The organism is Geomonas subterranea (assembly GCF_019063845.1).
Classification (GTDB): Bacteria; Desulfobacterota; Desulfuromonadia; order Geobacterales; family Geobacteraceae; genus Geomonas; species Geomonas subterranea.
This window is the reverse complement of sequence record NZ_CP077683.1, coordinates 1,929,478-1,948,015: the sequence shown is the minus strand read 5'-3', so window position 1 is coordinate 1,948,015 and position 18,538 is coordinate 1,929,478. Positions and strand designations below refer to the sequence as shown.

14 protein-coding genes, 1 pseudogene and 1 other annotated feature are annotated in these 18,538 nt (G+C 60.9%); all 15 genes and pseudogenes read left to right on the top strand.

Going from position 1 to position 18,538, the window contains the following annotated elements; genetic code table 11:
• Position 1: 1 nt before the first annotated feature.
• The 15 genes and pseudogenes from frr to KP001_RS08345 all read left to right on the top strand — a co-directional run bounded on the left by frr (position 2) and on the right by KP001_RS08345 (position 18,523).
• Positions 2-559 (top strand): ribosome recycling factor, encoded by a 558-nt coding sequence (frr, locus tag KP001_RS08415; protein ID WP_217289077.1) that lies wholly within the window; start codon positions 2-4, stop codon positions 557-559.
• Between the two features lie 116 nt (positions 560-675).
• A complete protein-coding gene (gene uppS / locus KP001_RS08410) occupies positions 676-1,422 on the top strand; it encodes an undecaprenyl pyrophosphate synthase (RefSeq protein ID WP_217289076.1) in 747 nt (248 codons plus the stop codon).
• 33 nt (positions 1,423-1,455) lie between these two features.
• Positions 1,456-2,244 (top strand): phosphatidate cytidylyltransferase, encoded by a 789-nt coding sequence (locus tag KP001_RS08405; RefSeq protein WP_217289581.1) that lies wholly within the window; start codon positions 1,456-1,458, stop codon positions 2,242-2,244.
• Positions 2,245-2,356: 112 nt separating this feature from the next.
• A complete protein-coding gene (locus KP001_RS08400; RefSeq protein WP_217289075.1) occupies positions 2,357-3,514 on the top strand; it encodes a 1-deoxy-D-xylulose-5-phosphate reductoisomerase in 1,158 nt (385 codons plus the stop codon).
• Positions 3,515-3,595: 81 nt separating this feature from the next.
• Complete coding sequence (rseP, locus tag KP001_RS08395) at positions 3,596-4,663, top strand: RIP metalloprotease RseP (RefSeq protein ID WP_217289074.1); 1,068 nt, start codon at positions 3,596-3,598, stop codon at positions 4,661-4,663.
• Positions 4,664-4,667: 4 nt separating this feature from the next.
• Positions 4,668-5,360, top strand: a complete 693-nt coding sequence (tsaB, locus tag KP001_RS08390) for a tRNA (adenosine(37)-N6)-threonylcarbamoyltransferase complex dimerization subunit type 1 TsaB (RefSeq protein WP_217289073.1) — start codon at positions 4,668-4,670, stop codon at positions 5,358-5,360.
• A 154-nt stretch (positions 5,361-5,514) separates the two neighbouring features.
• Positions 5,515-7,175 (top strand): annotated as a pseudogene (gene ilvD / locus KP001_RS08385) (dihydroxy-acid dehydratase).
• Between the two features lie 156 nt (positions 7,176-7,331).
• On the top strand, positions 7,332-9,032 hold the full coding sequence (gene ilvB / locus KP001_RS08380) for a biosynthetic-type acetolactate synthase large subunit (protein ID WP_217289072.1): 1,701 nt from the start codon (positions 7,332-7,334) through the stop codon (positions 9,030-9,032).
• Positions 9,033-9,058: 26 nt separating this feature from the next.
• Complete coding sequence (gene ilvN, locus KP001_RS08375) at positions 9,059-9,550, top strand: acetolactate synthase small subunit (protein ID WP_199389755.1); 492 nt, start codon at positions 9,059-9,061, stop codon at positions 9,548-9,550.
• A gap of 140 nt (positions 9,551-9,690) precedes the next feature.
• Positions 9,691-10,350: a phosphatidylserine decarboxylase family protein gene (locus KP001_RS08370; protein WP_217289071.1), complete on the top strand. Its 660-nt coding sequence runs from the start codon at positions 9,691-9,693 to the stop codon at positions 10,348-10,350.
• A 32-nt stretch (positions 10,351-10,382) separates the two neighbouring features.
• Positions 10,383-11,135 carry a CDP-diacylglycerol--serine O-phosphatidyltransferase gene (pssA, locus tag KP001_RS08365; protein ID WP_217289580.1) on the top strand — a complete coding sequence of 251 codons (753 nt, stop codon included), beginning with the start codon at positions 10,383-10,385 and terminating at the stop codon, positions 11,133-11,135.
• A 198-nt stretch (positions 11,136-11,333) separates the two neighbouring features.
• Positions 11,334-11,586 (top strand) — a binding site (T-box leader).
• A 118-nt stretch (positions 11,587-11,704) separates the two neighbouring features.
• Positions 11,705-13,252: a 2-isopropylmalate synthase gene (locus KP001_RS08360; protein WP_217289070.1), complete on the top strand. Its 1,548-nt coding sequence runs from the start codon at positions 11,705-11,707 to the stop codon at positions 13,250-13,252.
• 255 nt (positions 13,253-13,507) lie between these two features.
• Positions 13,508-16,312, top strand: a complete 2,805-nt coding sequence (locus KP001_RS08355; RefSeq protein WP_217289069.1) for a hypothetical protein — start codon at positions 13,508-13,510, stop codon at positions 16,310-16,312.
• Between the two features lie 63 nt (positions 16,313-16,375).
• Positions 16,376-17,854, top strand: coding sequence for a hypothetical protein (locus KP001_RS08350; protein WP_217289068.1), 1,479 nt, complete (start codon positions 16,376-16,378; stop codon positions 17,852-17,854).
• Positions 17,855-18,016: 162 nt separating this feature from the next.
• Complete coding sequence (locus KP001_RS08345) at positions 18,017-18,523, top strand: hypothetical protein (protein ID WP_217289067.1); 507 nt, start codon at positions 18,017-18,019, stop codon at positions 18,521-18,523.
• Positions 18,524-18,538 lie beyond the last annotated feature (15 nt).

Sequence of the window (18,538 nt, the reverse complement as noted above, 5' to 3'; positions counted from 1 at the left end):
CATGATCAAGGATGTCTTCGCCGACATGAACGTCCACATGGACAAGACCATAGAATCGCTCAGGAAGGAGTACCAGAAGGTCCGCACCGGTCGCGCCAGCACTGCGCTTCTGGACGACATCAAGGTGGACTCCTACGGGACGCTCTCGCCGCTGAACCAGGTGGCCTCCCTCGCCATCCCGGAGGCGCGCACCATCACCATCCAGCCCTGGGACAGCAAGATGATCGGCCCCATCGAGAAGGCGATCATGAACGCCAACCTCGGCCTCACCCCGGCCAACGACGGCAAGCTGATTCGCCTGGTCCTCCCGCCGCTCACCGAGGAGCGCAGGAAGGACATCGCCAAGCAGTTGAAGCGTGACGCCGAGGAGGCCAAGGTTGCGCTCAGGAACATCCGTCGCGACGCCATTGACAAGCTGAAAAAGCTCGAGAAGGACAAGCAGATCTCCGAGGACGAGCTGAAGCGCGCCGAGAAGGACGTCCAGGACTCCACCAACAAGTACGTCGCCAAGTGCGACGAGGTGCTGGCCCACAAGGAAAAAGAGGTAATGGAGGTCTAAGGGACCGACAGCTCAGGGGGGAGCTCGCGCTCCCCTCGAGCGTACCCGTCCCGCCGCCACCGCTCCCTCACGTGAAACCCCCGATCCAAAGGGGATTTTTTGTTTTCAGGATGCTCATGGACAACAGCTTAGACCCGAAGAAACTCCCGAGGCACCTCGCCGTCATCATGGACGGCAACGGCCGCTGGGCCAAGCAACGCATGCTGCGCAGGATCGTTGGGCATCAAAAAGGTGTTGAAACCGTTCGGGTCATCGTCGAGGAGTGTTCGCGCCTGGGGATCGGCTACCTGACCCTGTTCGCCTTCTCCGCCGAGAACTGGCTGAGACCCAAGACCGAGGTCAAGGCGCTCATGGCGCTGTTGAAGCAGTACATCCGCAGTGAGACCGCACGGATGATGCAGAACGACATCCGCTTCAACGTGATCGGCAATCGCGCCGACCTCCCCGAGGACGTGAACCGGGAGATCCAGACCACCATCGACAGGACCGCAGGCAACGGCGGGATGCTGCTCACACTCGCCCTCTCCTACGGCAGCCGCCAGGAGATCGTCGCCGCAGCCAGGAGGCTTGCCGGAGAGGTGGCGGCGGGAAGGCTCGCGCCCGAAGAGATCGATGAGAATGCCCTCACCGGATCGCTCTTCACCGCGGGAATACCCGACCCTGACCTTCTGATCAGGACCAGCGGGGAGATGCGCATCAGCAACTTCCTGCTCTGGCAGCTCGCCTACGCCGAGCTTTATTTCACCGAGGTGAACTGGCCCGATTTCGACAGGCACGAGCTGGCGCGGGCCTTCCGCGACTACCAGTCCAGAGAGCGCAGGTTTGGCATGACCAGCGAGCAGCTGGTAGAGACGCCGTCCTAGTCCAATTCCGGGGTCGCCCCGAAGGAGTCCGCCATCAAACGACTAGCTACAGCAGCGGTCCTGCTGCCCCTCGTGATCGTTTTCATACTGAAGGCATCGGCATTCCAGTTCGCGCTGCTGGTGTTCCTGCTGGCCCTTTTGGGGTTGGACGAGTTCTACCGCATGGCGCTGCCGCAGCGGCGCGGGGAGGGACGGGCCGCCACCGTCGCCGGGGCCTGCGCCGTATTCGCGGTGTTCTCTTCCACCCCTTTGCTGCCGCTTTTGACGCTCACCGCCCTGGTGCTCGCCTTCTCCCTGGTCGCCCTGTTCCGGCTCCAGGACATCAAGCAGTCCGCGCCTGACGTCGCCCTGGTGCTGATGGGATTTCTCTACGTGCCGCTTTTGATGGGGCACCTGGTGCTGATCAGGATGCTCCCCAATGGCGTTTCCTGGCTCTTCCTGATCATGGTGATCGTCATGGCCGGCGACAGCGCCGCCTACTATGTCGGCTCCTCGCTGGGGAAACATCGCCTGTATCCGGCGGTGAGCCCGAAAAAGAGCGTGGAAGGTGCTCTGGGAGGGTTGTCCGGAAGCGTCATCGGCGCCGTGATCGCCAGGTTCACCTTCTTCCCGGAGCTGGGCATTGGCGACTGCTTCGCCGCCGCTCTCCTTCTGGGCGTGCTGGGGCAGTTGGGCGACCTGTTCGAATCGCTCATCAAGCGCAGCTGCGGGGTGAAGGACTCCGGCACCATCATCCCCGGCCACGGGGGGGTCCTGGACCGTCTGGACTCCATTTTGTTCGCCGCTCCGGCAGCTTACTACTACGCCTGTTTCCTGTTTTAGCGGCGGAGGCTGTGCCTGCCGTCTGCACCGGTCAACTTGCCGGCGTGAACCGACAAAAAAAACCGCTAGTTAGCCCGCCGCGCCACTTGACTTGAGACATCTGCGAGGGAAAATGAAAAATCTTACCGTTTTGGGCTCGACAGGATCGATCGGGGTGAGCACCCTCGAGGTCGTCGCCGCGCACCCGGACAAGTTCCGTGTGGTGGCGCTCACCGCGGGGTCGAACCTGGAGCTTTTGAAGCAGCAGATCGAGATGTTCCAGCCTGACCTCGTCTCGGTGCTTACCGCCGACAAGGCGAAGGCGCTGAGCCGCTCCCTGGCCGGCAAAAAACCCCAGATCATGCACGGTGTGGAAGGACTCATCGCGGCCGCGACCGCCGCCGAGACCACCATGGTCGTGGCGGCCATCGTGGGCGCCGCAGGTCTGGTCCCCACTGCGGCGGCCATCATGGCCGGCAAGGACGTGGCGCTCGCCAACAAGGAGACCCTGGTCACCGCCGGGCACCTGATCATGGAGATGGTGCGGGAGAAGGACGTCCGGCTCTACCCGGTCGACAGCGAGCACTGCGCGGTGTTCCAGTCGATGGCGGGGCACCGCTGTCAGGATATCCACCGGGTGATCCTGACCGCCTCGGGGGGGCCCTTTCTCAACTGGGGCAAGGAGAAGCTCGCCGGCGCCACGGTGGCCGATGCGCTGAACCACCCGAACTGGAGCATGGGGAAGAAGATCACCGTGGACTCCGCCAGCATGATGAACAAGGGGCTGGAGGTGATCGAGGCGCGCTGGCTCTTCGACATCCCGGTCGAGCGGATCGCGGTGAACATCCATCCCCAGAGCATCGTCCACTCCATGGTCGAGTACATAGACGGCAGCGTCATGGCCCAGCTCGGCGTCCCCGACATGAAAGGCCCCATCGCCTATGCGCTCACCTATCCCGGGCGTGTCGCCTGCGGGGTAAAGCCGCTCGACCTCACCGCGCTCTCGGGGCTCACCTTCCTGAAGCCGGATACGGACCGTTTCCCCGCGCTGAAGCTCGCCTACGACGCGCTGCAGGCCGGGGAGAGCATGCCCGCCGTGATGAACGCGGCCAACGAGATCGCCGTGGAGAGCTTTTTGGCGGGCCGGATCGGCTTCATGGCCATCCCGGATACCATCGCCAGGGTGATGGACCTGCACACCCCCCGCTCCCTGCACTCCATTGAAGAGGTGCTGGAAGCCGATCGCTGGGGGAGAAGGACCGCGAGGGAAGTCCTCGGCAGCACCAATTAACCTTTTACCGCCTCGTCCGTCGCCTTACGCCGCCGGGCCGGGGCGCCGGGGTGTACCCGGCCATACCGACAGAGGGACCACATGAGCATAATCTTCGCCATCATTGCCCTCGGGGCGCTGATCTTCATACATGAGCTGGGTCACTTCCTGTTCGCCAAGACCTTCAAGGTCGGGGTGGAGAAATTCTCCCTGGGGTTCGGCCCCAAGGTGATCAGCAAGCAGGTCGGGGAGACCGAGTACCTCCTCTCGGCGCTCCCCCTGGGCGGCTACGTGAAGATGGTCGGGGAGGGGGAGGACGTCGAACTCTCCGAGGAGGATCGCATGCGCTCCTTCTCCGACAAGCCGGTGCTGCAGCGCATCCTGATCGTCGCGGCCGGGCCGGTCTTCAACCTTCTTTTCGCATACGTCATCTTCATAGTCATCTACATGTTCCTGGGCGTTCCCGCCGTCACCACCAAGGTGGGCGAGGTGCTCCCGGACAAGCCGGCGGCCCGGGCCGGCATAAAGACAGGCGACGCCATCAGGAGCGTGAACGGCAGGCCCGTTACCCGCTGGGACGAATTCGCCAAGATCATCTTCGACGGCAAGGCGGTGCCGGTGCAGCTCGAGGTGCAGCGCGGCAGCTCGCTGCTCACCTTCACCATGGTGCCGGAAACGACCACCAGCAAGAACCTCCTGGGCGAAAAGGTTACCCGTCCCGTGATCGGCGTGGTCGCCGCCGGCGAGACCGTCACCGACCATTTCCCCCCCGGCGAGGCCATCGTCAAGGGGAGCGCCCAGTGCTGGAACGTCATCGAGTTGACCGTGCTTTCCCTGGTACGCCTGGTGGAGCGGGCCATTCCGCTGGACAACATCGGCGGCCCCATCATGATCGTCAAGATGGCCGGGGAGCAGGCGGCGGCTGGCGGGGTGAGTTTTCTCGCCTTCGTGGCGCTGCTGTCGGTGAACCTGGGGGTCTTGAACCTCCTGCCGGTGCCGATTCTCGACGGCGGGCACCTGGCCTTCTACCTCATCGAGCTGGTGACCGGTAAGCCGCTCAGCAAGAGGACCCGCGAGATCGCGCAGCAGGTGGGGCTCGTCCTTTTGATCAGCCTCATGATGCTGGCGTTTTACAACGACATCGCCCGCATGATCGCGAGCAAGGCGTGACCCCGTGAAGATACTCACCGTCGACACCTCCAGCAACTGCTCCTCGGTTTCCCTGAGCGACGACGCGACGCTTTTGGGCGAATGCCTCTTGGGCGAAGACCGCAGCAACTCGGGACGCCTCATGGACTCCGTCTCCGGGCTGTTGAAGGCCGCCCGGCTCACCCCCGATGCCCTCGACTGCTTCGCCGTTTCCCTGGGGCCCGGATCGTTCACCGGGGTTCGCGTCGGTATCGCCACGATAAAGGGGCTTGCCCTTGCCACCGGCAAGCCGGTGGTCGGCTTTTCCTCGCTGGCCATGCTGGCCATGAACCTTCCCTACAGCTCGGAACAGGTGGCCCCCATGTTCGACGCCCGCAAGGGGGAGGTCTACGGCGCACTGTACCGCTGCGGCGCCCTGCCGGACGCGGTGCTCCCCGACACGGTGCTTTCCCCGCGGGACTTCCTGTCCCGGGTCACACATCGCACCATCTTCGTCGGCGACGGCGCCGTTCGTTACCGCGACCTGATCCGGGACACCCTTGGAGAACTCGCCATCTTCCCCCCCTGGCACGCCAACCTGCCGCGCGCCTGCGCCGGCGCGGTCATCGCCCGCGAAGCCGCCCGGGAAGGGAAATTCACACCGCTTGCCCACCTGAACCCGACCTACCTGCGCGCCTCCGAGGCGGAGATCGCCAAGAGAAAGCGCGAGTCTCTTTAACGCCGTTTTAGTCAGTTGACAGCGATGTTTTAATGTATTATCGTGTCCATTCCTGTCTTTTCCGGTAACTGCTCTCAACCACTAAGCTTTTGGTAACACCAACAGCCGGTTTGGCGATCCTGAACAAGGTTCCCGCCGGCGCAGGGAGAACTGCATGCGTAGCGACATGATCACACAAGGGCTGGAGCGCACCCCGCATCGCGCCCTTTTGAAAGGAACCGGCCTGCCGCAAAGCGAGATGGGGAAACCCTTCATCGGCATCGCCACCAGCTTCACCGATCTCATCCCGGGACACGTGGGGATGCGCGACCTCGAGCGCTTCATCGAAAAAGGGGTCCACACCGGCGGCGGCTACTCCTTCTTCTTCGGTATTCCCGGCGTCTGCGACGGCATTTCCATGGGGCACAAGGGGATGCACTACTCCCTTCCCACCCGCGAGCTGATCGCGGACATGGTCGAGTCCGTGGCCGAGGCGCATCGCCTGGACGGCCTGGTGCTCTTGACCAACTGCGACAAGATCACCCCGGGCATGCTCATGGCGGCAGCCCGCCTGGACATCCCGTGCATCGTGGTCACCGCAGGTCCCATGATGAGCGGCCGCGGCGACGCCGGCAGGAAATACTCCTTCGTCACCGACACCTTCGAGGCGATGGCCCGCTACAAGGCCGGCGTCATCGACGACCAGGAACTCGCCCGCTGCGAGGAGAACGCCTGCCCGGGGATGGGGTCCTGCCAGGGGCTCTTCACCGCCAACACCATGGCCATCCTCACCGAGACCATGGGGATGAGCCTGCCGCGCTGCGGCACGGCACTCGCCGTCTCCGCGCTCAAGCGCCGCATCGCCTTCGCCTCCGGCGAGCGCATCGTGGACCTCGTGCGTGACAACGTCACCCCGCGCTCCATCATGACCCGCGAGGCGTTCGAGAACGCGATCCGCGTCGACCTGGCGCTGGGGGGCTCCTCCAACACCGTGCTGCACCTCCTCGCCATCGCCCACGAGGCGGGGGTGGAATTGCCGCTTGAGACCTTCGACATCCTTTCCAAAACGACTCCGCAGATCGCCTCCATGAACCCGGCGGGGGAGCACTTCATGGAGGACCTCGACGCCGCCGGCGGCGTGGCCGGCGTCATGAAGCAGCTGGGTGACAAGATTCACGACTGCCCGACCCTCATGGGGCTTTCCACCAAGGAGATCGTGGCGAGCCTGAAAGGGGTTGACGAGAGCGTGATCCGCCCGGTGGACGCGCCGGTCAAAAAGGAGGGGGCATCGCCGTCCTCTTCGGCAACATCGCTCCCGAGGGCGCCGTGGTCAAGCAGTCCGGCGTGGGGGAGAAGATGATGCAGTTTACCGGCATCGCGCGCTGCTTCGACTCGGAAGACATCGCCATGGCCGCCATCATGGAAGGGCGCATCAAAAGCGGCGACGTGGTGGTGATCCGCTACGAGGGGCCCAAGGGGGGGCCGGGGATGAGGGAGATGCTGGCTCCCACCGCCGCCATCATGGGGCTTGGCCTTGGGGACTCGGTCGCGCTCATCACCGACGGCCGCTTCTCCGGCGGCACCCGCGGTCCCTGCATCGGTCACATCTCTCCGGAGGCGGCGGTAGGTGGTCCCATCGCACTCGTGGAAGACGGAGACCAGATCGAACTCGACATTCCGTCCCGTTCCCTGAAGCTTCTCGTGAGCGACGAGGAACTCGCCAACCGGCGCGCCCGCTGGGTGGCACCCGAGCCCAAGATCAAGAAGGGTTGGCTCGCCCGCTATGCGAAGGTGGTAACCTCCGCCCACACCGGCGCCATTACCACCGCTGAATAAAACCCCGACCCCCTTTACCAAGGGGCAGAGGGAGGCCCTCCTTTCACCGGGGAGGGTCGGCCTCAGGGGAAGTCTTCATTACTAGTGATCCGGCGCTTACCGAGCGCGGGGTCGATCAATAGCGGCAGCTTTTCTGCCGCGCATGGGGGGAACAATATGAAGCTGAACGGAGCACGCATCCTGCTGGAGTGCCTCAAACGGGAGGGGGTCGACACGATCTTCGGCTATCCCGGGGGGACGGTCATCAACCTCTACGACGAGCTCTTCTCGTTCAAGGAGATCAGGCACATCCTGCCCAGGCACGAGCAGGCCGGCGTCCACGCCGCCGACGGCTATGCACGCGCCACCGGCAAGGTCGGCGTCGCCATCGCCACCTCGGGGCCCGGCGCCACCAACACCATCACCGGTATCGCCACCGCCTACATGGACTCCATCCCGATGGTGATCATCACCGGGCAGGTCCCCACCGCCCTCATCGGCAACGACGCCTTCCAGGAAGCCGACATCATCGGCATCACCCGTCCCTGCACCAAGCACAACTTCCTGGTGAAGGACGTCAAGGATCTCGCCACCATCATGAAGAAGGCGTTCTACATCGCCCGCACCGGCCGTCCCGGCCCGGTCCTGGTCGACCTCCCCAAGGACGTCCAGATCGCCCAGACCGAGTTCCACTACCCCGAGAGCGTGGAGATCCGCGGCTACAAGCCGACCGTCGAGGGGCACCCGAAGCAGATAGAGAAGGCGGTCACCATGATCATGCAGGCGAAGAAGCCGGTGATCTACGTGGGGGGGGGCGTCATCCTCGGCAACGCGGCGGCGGAACTGGTCGCGCTTGCCAAGCGCCTGGGGATCCCGGTCACCACCACCCTCATGGGGCTTGGCTCCTACCCGGAAAACGACCCGCATTCCCTGGGGCTTCTCGGCATGCACGGCACCTACTACGCCAACATGGCCGTGTCCCACTGCGACATGCTGATCGCCATCGGCGCGAGGTTCGATGACCGCGTCACCGGCAAGATCGCCTCCTTCGCTCCCCACGCGAAGATAGTTCACGTCGACGTCGATCCGACCTCCATCAAGAAGAACGTCCGCGTCGACCTCCCCATCGTCGGCGACGTGCGCGACGTCCTCGTGAAGATGCTGAAGGTGGCCGACGAGATCGGTCCGGACGCGAAGGCCTGCCAGGCGGCACTCGCCCCCTGGATCGCCGAGATCGACGAATGGAAGCAGAAGCACCCGATGACCTACAAACAGGCCACCTCGGTGATCAAGCCGCAGTACGTGATCCAGAGGCTGCGCGCCCTTTCCGACCCGGATGCCATCGTGGCCACCGACGTCGGGCAGCACCAGATGTGGACCGCGCAGTTCTTCGGTTTCACCACCCCGAGGACGCTTCTCTCCTCCGGCGGCCTCGGCACCATGGGCTTCGGCCTCCCCGCCGCCATGGGGGCGCAGGCCGGCTTCCCGGACCGCCAGGTCATGGTGGTCTGCGGCGACGGCGGTTTCCAGATGAACATGCAGGAACTCGCCACCATCGTGCAGAACCGTCTCAACGTAAAGATCGTCATTCTGAACAACAACTTCCTGGGCATGGTACGCCAGTGGCAGGAGCTCTTCTTCGACAAGCGCTACTCCTCGACCTGCATGGAACTTCCGATCGACTTCATCAAGCTCGCCGAGGCCTTCGGGGCCACCGGCCTGCAGGCCACCAAGGTGGAAGAGGTGGACGAGGTCATCAAGAAAGGGTTCGCAACCAAGGGACCCGTTCTGATGGAGTTCAAGGTCGCACGCGAGGAGAAGGTGCTGCCGATGGTCCCGGCCGGCGCCTCGCTGACCGAGATGGTGCTTGCCAGCTAATTTGCCAACTGCCTTAGGAGGGTAACATGAGACATACCATTGCTGTTCTGGTCGAGAACGAGTTCGGCGTTCTCTCCCGCGTGGTCGGACTTTTTTCCGGGCGCGGCTTCAACATAGATTCGCTCACCGTGGCTCCCACCAACGACGAGGCGCTCTCCCGCATCACCCTGGTGACCCGGGGCGACGAGCAGATCATCGAGCAGATCACCAAGCAGCTCAACAAGCTGATCGACGTGATCAAGGTCATCGACTTCGAGCCGGAGCACGCCATCGAGCGCGAGATGGTGCTGGTCAAGGTCTCCGCCGAGGAGCAAAGCCGCGCCGAGGTTCTGAGGATCGCGGACATCTTCCGCGCCAAGGTCATCGACGTCACGCCGAAGTCCTACACGCTGGAAGCGACCGGCGCCCCCGCCAAGGTGAGCGCCATGGTCGAGCTTCTGCGCCCCCTGGGGCTCAAGGAGCTGGTCAGCACCGGTCCGGTGGTGATCGGGCGCGGCGCGAAGGCCTGGAAGGGGTAATAGCTTCTTTTCATTGCATGTAAGGCCGTTTTCGGGCATACTCCCGCATTGGTGCGCGGGCAGTCCGGAAACGGCCTTTTTCTGTCCGGTCCCGCAGGGGTCAGCCGGCTCCGGCACGAATACTTTTCAAGAGGTACCAGATGCGCAACACAAATACCCCGGTCGCTGTCGAGGGGTACCCGTTCATTGCCGGTTTCGCCGCCGTCGCGGCCCTGCTGGCGCTGCTTGGTCAGTTCCTGCATTTCGGCTTTTTCTTCCCCGCTGCGCTTTTCGCGCTGCTCTCCCTGTTCTCCGTTTTCTTCTTCAGAAACCCCGAGCGCGTTACCCCTCCCGGTGAGAACGTCGTGGTGGCTCCCGCCGACGGCGAGGTGATCTTCCTGGGGAAGGTGACCGAACCGCACACCGGCGCCGAAATGGAGAAAATCAGCATCTTCATGTCCGTCTTCAACGTGCACGTGAACCGCGCGCCGCTCACCGCCAAGGTCGTGGACGATTTCTACACCAAGGGGAAATTCTACGACGTGCGCGACGAGCGCGCGACGTTCGAGAACGAGCAGCAGGGGCTGGTGCTCGAGACCGATAAAGGCCTCAGGATGGTGGTTGTACAGGTGGCGGGGCTCATCGCGCGGCGGATCGTCTGCTACGCCAAGGCCGGTGACCGGCTGACCCGCGGGCGCAGGTACGGCCTGATCCGCTTCGGGTCGCGGCTCGACGTCTACCTGCCGCTGGGTACCGGCATCGACGTGGTGATGGGACAGAAAACGGTTGCCGGTGAAACCGTGCTGGGGATACTGCCGTGAGCGAAGAGAGACCGAAAGTAGAAAGGGAAGGGATGCGCAAGGGGATCTACATCCTCCCCAACCTGTTCACCGCCGGGAGCCTGTTCGCCGGCTTTTACTGCATGGTGTCCACCGTGAACGGCGACTACCGGACCGCCGCGCTCTGGATCCTGGCCTCCTCCATCTTCGACGGTCTCGACGGCAAGGTGGCACGCCTGACCGGCACCGCGAGCAAGTTCGGCGTCGAGTTCGACTCCCTGGCCGACGTGGTCTCCTTCGGCGCCGCGCCGGGGCTCCTCATGTACTGCTGGGCCTTGAAACCTTTCGGACGGCTCGGATGGCTGGCAGGCTTCCTGTTCCTGGCCTGCGCGGCGCTGAGGCTCGCGCGCTTCAACGTACAGGTGGAAACGGTGGAGAGCAAACGCTTCGTCGGACTCCCGACGCCGGCCGCTGCCAGCATGGTCTCGGCCACGGTGCTCTTCTTCTACCACATGGGGTGGCCCGCCTCGTACAACAAGCTCGCGATTTTGGTGTTGATCTACTTCCTGGCCCTGCTCATGGTTTGCAACGTCAAGTACTACTCCTTCAAGGACCCGAGCCTGATCAAGAGGCAGCCCTTCGCCCTCCTGGTGCTGGCGGTGCTCCTTTTGATCGTCATCGCAGCCGAGCCGGTGATCATGCTCTTCACCATCTTCATCTGCTACATCCTTTCCGGCCCCATCGGCTTCGTGATCACCTATCCGCGCCGTCGCCGTCTCGAACGCGCCATGCACCGCGGCCACGAGGAGATGAGGAAGAACCATTAAAGCACGTTCTAGGTTCCAGGTTCCAGGTTCCACGTTAACCGGAACGGCCGGTTGTGCCGGCGCGTCAAATTGCAGTTTCACCTGCCCAAAAGAACACGGCGTTGTCATGGCGACAACGCCGTTTTAGTACCCGCTTTACCGAAATAAAACAAAAAGCGCTTGACAGCCGTCGGTCCCTTTTTTATTATCTCCCCAAAACTAAAGGCAGTGATGAGGAGTAGTAGCCTTTCCCTTCCCCTACAGAGAGCCGGTGGTTGGTGCAAACCGGTGAGGAAGCAGGTGAACTCGCCTTGGAGCCGTCGCAGTGAAGAACGGTCGTTCTATTCCTGACAGGGAGACGGCCGGGTCCTAGCTGCAGCCGTCAGCCCGCGTGAAGGGCGCAAGAGGTCCGTCTTTAGACGGATGAACGAGGGTGGTACCGCGGAAGCTTTCAAAAGCCTTCGCCCCTTACTGGGGCGGAGGCTTTTTTTATTTCGGCCTGCTGGTCTTTGCCACCTCATCTGCTTTAATTAGCAGGCGGGGGAGGGCAGGCTAACGAAGCAGCATAACCACACAAGGGGGAAGCGCAAGTGAACAACACGGAACCGAAGACCATCAAGATCTTTGACACCACGCTCAGAGACGGGGAGCAGTCCCCGGGCGCCAGCATGAACATCGAGGAGAAACTCCGACTTGCCAAGCAGCTCCAGAAACTGAACGTGGACGTCATCGAGGCGGGTTTCCCGATCGCCTCCGAGGGGGATTTTGAGGCGGTTAAAAAGGTGGCCCAGACCATCAAGGGGCCGGAGATCGCCGGTCTTTGCCGCGCCGGTTTCAAGGACATCGATCGCGCCTGGGAGGCCCTCAAGTACGCCGAGGACAAGGGGCGCATCCACACCTTCATCGCCACCTCCGATATCCACATGAAGTACAAGCTGCAGATGACCCCCGCCCAGGTCCTCGAGGCCGCGGTGAAAGGGGTGAAGCGCGCCCGCTCCTACACCGCGAACGTCGAGTTCTCCTGCGAGGACGCGGTCCGCACCGATCTCAAATTCCTGGCCGAGGTGGTGGGTGCCGTCATCGACGCCGGCGCGACCGTGGTCAACATCCCCGATACCGTCGGCTACACCATCCCCTTCGAGTACTTCAACATCATCAAGTACCTGAAGGACAACGTGAAGAACATCGAGGATGCAGTCATCTCGGTTCACTGCCACAACGACCTCGGCCTCTCGGTCGCCAACTCCATCGCCGCCGTTCAGGCGGGCGCGGGGCAGGTCGAATGCACCATCAACGGCATCGGCGAGCGCGCCGGCAACTGCTCCCTCGAGGAGTTCGTCATGGCCATCAGGACCCGCGGCGACATCCTCCCCTTCAAGACCAACGTGGTCACCGAGCAGCTCACCCCGGCCAGCCGCCTCTTGACCCAGGTGACCGGCATCGCGGTGCAGCAGAACAAGGCCATCGTCGGCGCCAACGCCTTCGCCCACGAGGCGGGGATTCACCAGCACGGCATGCTGATGGACAAGTCGACCTACGAGATCATGACCCCCGAGTCGGTGGGCCTGAAGGCGAGCGCCCTGGTGCTCGGTAAGCACTCCGGCCGCCACGCCTTCAAGAAGAGGCTGGAGGAGCTGGGGCACGACCTCGACGAGGAAGCGCTGAACAAGGCGTTCACCCGCTTCAAGGCCCTCGCCGACCTGAAGAAGGAGGTCTACGACGAGGATCTCGACGCCATCGTCGCCGACCAGACCAAGAAGATCGATGAGAAGTACAAACTCTCCCACATCACCGTGACCTGCGGCTCCTTCGCTGTCGCCACCGCCACCGTGCAGATGGAGATCGACGGCATGCAGGTGCGGACCGCGGAACTGGGTGATGGCCCGGTCGACGCGACGCTGAAGGCGATCAAGAAACTCGCCAAGCGCGACGCACAGCTTTTGCAGTACAACGTCGGATCCATCACCGGCGGCACCGATGCGCTTGGTGAGGTCACCGTCCGGATCACCGAAGGGGAGCGCACCCCCGTCGTCGGTCGGGGCGCCTCCACCGACATCATCGAGGCCTCGGCCAAGGCGTACATCGACGCCCTGAACAGGCTCTATTTCGCCACCGAACGCGACGTCGAATCGCTCTAGCTCTAAACGTACCTAGCTCAGATGTTAAGCCCCGTTGCAGCAGTTCTTCGCTGCAACGGGGCTTTTTACGTTTCTTAACTGACTATTCTTTGTTGTTGAGGAGTATTTGTGTCTCCAGTTTGTGGTTAATTGTCCATTAAAGATTTGGAATTATATAATATTAAATGTCATTGCCTTCTTAGCCAGGTTGTGTAATTTCTATGAGATTGAATCATTTTAACTGGTTCAATAAATTTGGTTAAAAGGAGGAGTTAAATGGGATCAGGCTGGGGTAAAAAGTTCTTGTATCTCGCGATGACAGTATTTCTGGCCGCACTTGTTGCCGCCTGTGGTGGTGGAGGAGGCGGCTCGTCGACGGCAACGGTAACCGGTTCGGCGAATTTTCCCGTTGCTGACAATGTATTGGCGAAGCGGGTCGCAGCAGTTGCAACCGATGCCGGTGTTTTCGTTGAAGCGTATAGCCTTGACGGCAAACAGGTTGCTCAAGTCAACCCTACAGCTGATACGACTCTTCCGGAGAACCAGCGGATCTATAGCTATTCGATTCCGGGGTTGAAGGTTAACACGGACTACGTGATTAAGGTTCGTCGTGGCAGCCAGGTGCTTAAAAAGCTGATCGAAAAAGATTCTGTCGTTCCGGGTGTCGTTGCTGGACAGACCGTCGACGCAATCACCACCGCCGCTGTTGTGGTCGCTTCGCAGAAACTCTCGACTCCCGAGGCCCCTGTTGTCCTTGGCGACCCCCTTCCAGCGGGTAAGACGGTTGGGAGCGTTTCCGCTACCCTGGTGACGATTCAGCCGGCGCTGATTGAGACCAGCATCTCCGCGGCGGTCAAGGGAGGCAGGGACGCTCTGACCGACACCAGCGTAAGCTATGCCAACCTTTACAACATGGTCGTCGTCGCGGTTAGCACCCCGGGCGTCGGCAGCGTGGATAGCGTTCTGAGCGGCGGCACCGCGATATCGGTTCCGCTTTTCAACGCAGAGGCTCCCACCGCACCTGCCGTTTTCAGCAACATCTCGAGCAGTTCGGCAGGCAGCATCGCGTCCTCTTCCGGCGACGCCTACGTTCCCCCTACAAGTGGCACTGAAACAGCTGCCATGTACGTACAGCAAGCAAAGCAGTATCTCGCCAAACAGGACATCGCCAACGCGAACAAATGCTTTGAGCTTGCGCTTGCTGCCGACTCCTCCAGCGCGGAAGCTAACGTCGGTGGCGCCCTCACCAGCGGCTTGATGATCATGGACGATGCCGATTTCAAGGCGATCGCCGCGAAATGGGAAGTGGTCTACCCTTCGGTAACCCAGGTCATGCAAGGGACCAGCCCGGTCCGGCTTCCCTTTGGCAACATGACGTCACTTCATTTCACCGGTGGCCAGCTCACAGCCGCAAAGCGGACTGCCAAGACCGCAGCGTTGACCACCGTGGCGAGCGCGCCCGCTGCCGTAAAAGCGCTTGCGGTAATAAAGGAATTGACCGCACTGCTGCCGCAGCAAAAAACCGGGTTCAAATCGGTTGCCAAGGAACTGGGTCTCGTTCCGAGCACGGCGCCGAGCGTCTCCGAGATGCAGGCGATGATCGACAATGTCATCATCCCTCGCTTCGATACCATCATTGCGCGGCTGCAAAAGGCTGAGGCGGCAACCAATAACTCATTCACCATTACCGCTGCAATGCAGGGGAATCCGCTCTACGGGCAGAACGTTGTCCTTGGTACCGGCGAATACTATGCGCTGGATGCAGCGCTCAATGCGATCCAGGTACTGTTCAAGTTCTCCACAGCCTACAGCTTTGACGTCCCGTCTGGATACACCTATGACACCATTGCCCAGGACCCACTGGCGATGATCAACAACTCGGGCGTGTTCGTGCTTAAGAGCGATGGTAAGGCGAAGATGGCTGCTGGCCTTGACTATGCGAGGAAGGCGACGGCAAAGTCCATTCTCGCCTTCAACGAAATCAAGGGGAGAGCCTACGGCGTCGGTGCGGTCGATATAGCCACCTGGACGCAGACCCAGAAGGATGACTTCACCAACGCCCTCAACAATATCACTACCGCATTGGCGGGGCCCTCGACCATAACCATTGACGGGGCCTCCATACGGGTTGATCTCACTAAGTTCTTCACCAACCCGCTGGACCGCAGCAATCTGCCGACCTTCGCCTATGATGTGCCCAGAAACGCTTCCCTCTCGCTTAAGTATATGGACCCCGTCGCAGCTGAATATCCTAGCCCGTGGGATCCGAATTACATGGAACTAACCGTCTGCGACGTCTACCCGACCAGCGACCTTCCTGATTACACCCTAAACGGCATTCTTCCTGGCAATAGTGCTGCAAGTAACGTCGCCGGATTCAACGGCATCCTCCCCATGGCCAGTGGGAAGCTTTTGTCACACCGACTGTACGACTACGCCGCTGGTGTCGCTACGGACGGGACGAGTGTTTACGTCGTCGATTATAATTGGACGGATAACCTCTGTGAAATTAAGAAGATAAACCCGGCTACCGGTGACGTGTCTACTTATGCCACTGGGAGCACCTGGCTTGGCTTAATTTTCTGGTATCAGGGTCAGTTGTACACTGTGACTGAAAGCGTGAGCCAGACTGGTGCAAGCTACGGGTTCGCCCCGGTCAATGTCAATGGAAGCACTTACACCGTCGGTTCCCCGATACAAACGATTGTTCCACAGAATTGGTATGGGATCACTGCCGTTACAGCGAATGGCACAGACATCTACTACGGAACGTGGTGGGATAGCTGGGATGGCTTTACCTTTAATCATCAGTATGAGGTCCGTAAAGTGAGCAACGGCCAAGATACCTCTACTGGAATGCATCCGACGAACCGTTCAGACGTGCTCACCATCAGCAATGGTTATCTTTACGCTGGTAGCGACAAATTTGACCTTAACACCAAAGAACTGGTGGCATCTTATGTCGACATGGGTTTCAAAGCATTTGTCGGCGGGTACTTCTACAAGGTCAAGAACGACAGGATCATCAAGTTCTATGGGACTCCGAGCAAGGGGCTGGCCAAGTCCTTGCGTTTCCTTTAACTGCTCTATGTTCCGGGGTGGCGCTATGCCACCCCGGTTTCTCCCACAATCGAAGGCCTACTTATGACCCTGCAGTTCTGCCGTCTTCACCGCCTGGTATATCTCCTTTGTTTCATTTTCCTGGCTTCCCCCCCCCCGGTGTCAGCTTTCAGCGACCTCCTTGCCGGCACTCTTATCGATGGCGGCACCTCCGCGCTGGGGCGAGGCGGCATGGAACGGTTGCCCAGCCGTCAGGAAACCCTTGATTTCAACTCCCCTTTGTATCTCGACAGCAACGGGAAGTATCGCGTTGAAGCTGCTTACGAATACCAGCCGACCGCCTACATCTACAGCGGCCGTTGGGAGGGGAGCAAGGCCACTTCAGACCGACTGGATCTTGCCGGTGCCGCTCCCTTCTCCATCTGGGGCGGCAACCTGGAGGGGAGCATAGCCGCCGGCTACGGGTACCGTGCTTCGACTGTGCGTGCTGACAGTGAGATAGAAGAACTTCATTTTCATACCTCCGACCATTTTGACTGGGGCGCAGCGGGAACCGCGTTGAAGATCCGGGACCGGGTGTCTTTCGGCATCTCATTGCTAGATTCGGATTATCGACGCAAGGTTGAAGTGCCGTGCGAGCTTGAAGTAGGCGTGGCACCATGGCTGAAAATTGGCTACAGGCGCTCCTATCTTGATTTTGCTTCCAATGTTGACGTGTCCATATCGGGTCATTATGGTAACCTGCCTCTGCACCTGCAGCAGGAGCTTAACCAGATTGGCGGCACCGTGGACCTCAAGGGGGTGCACCTGAAGTACTACCAGGATGTTCAGAAACCCCGGAACAGAGACGGTGAGGCAAGAGTTGACCTGCCGGGGGGATACTACCTGGTAGGTAGTTATTCTGATCTTGATGCGGACCTGATGGATGTGGAGTTCACTGCAGACGGGAATCCAGGGGGGAGACTCAAGGCCGGCTTACAGAAGAGGCAGTACCGTGTGGGCGCCGGATGGCAGGTGTCGGAGCGCTGGAGCGCGGAAATCAATTACCGACGCATGGAACTCGACCTTGATGGCGGCGGTTATGCAAATTCACGCGCTGTAGTTGATTTCTGGCCATCGCTTCTGATCGGTAATTACAACTACATAGCCTCCGCCCGAATAGATTCCAGCCAGTACCACGCCTCCGCGGAATACCGGGGAGAGCGGTTCCAATTCAGTACCGGGCTTCAGTATCTGGATATCCGCCCAGCAGCCAAGATAGACTACTGGCGCAGCCAGTTCCTTGGATTAGGTACGGCGGGTGCCGGCACCACGGAGCTTGCCGTTGATAGAATTCAGATGCTGTTTTTGGCCTTCGGTGTCGGTTACCAGTTTAACAAGCTTCAACTTCGCTACGCTTTTGGTCAATTCATTCCGTTCAATGCCCACGACAAGGAGCCGGAGCCGTCCACGCCCGACACAGGATCCGGAGATGGGGGCAATCCCTTTTCGTCTGCGTGGGATAAGGTCAGGCATTACCCCGGCGGCGGTGTACACAGGATCCAGCTCTCTGTCTCTTTCTGAACCCTGAGGAGGCCCGCTTTTCTGCGTGCCTCCTGAGAGGAAACCTCCCCAATTACATTTCTTCTTTACGTTTTACTGTAATTGTTTTTCCTGCTGTGAAATGTTAATCTTCATTTCTCTAAATCTTTTGCCTCACCATCCGATCCATTACAGGTGACAACCATGTCCAGCGGGATCCGCTTTTGCCTTGTCGCTCTGACTTTAGCCCTGACCTCTCTGACAGTGCACGCCTTCGCCAAGAAACCGGCGGAGCTGTGGGCCTTGTTTCACTTCGACGGTTCCGCTTTCGTAGCCGGTAAGCCTGCACCGCTGTCGCCCTTTGTCGCAGTGCGGGAAGGTTTCCTTCCGGTGGTCGAAACCAAGGAAGAGCGCATCAGGGAAGCAAAACTGCCCGACGGTGCGGGGGCCCTGGTTGGCGTCTGCTACGTGCAGTCTTACGGCGGAAAGCTGAAACCGGCAGGGGGGTACCACCCTGTTCCGATGCTCGAGGTTCCCATCCTGGTTGGCGGGAAACCGGCGGCAGCGGCACAAACCGACGGTGACGGTTACTTTGTGACGGAGCTCCCCGCCGGCAGCTACCAGGTCGGTAACCAGCGGGTCGAGGTGAAGGTGGAAAACGGCAAAACAAGTTTCATCCCACTGCGCGTGGGGAAAAGGATGGTGGACTAGTGGCAAAACTTGGCT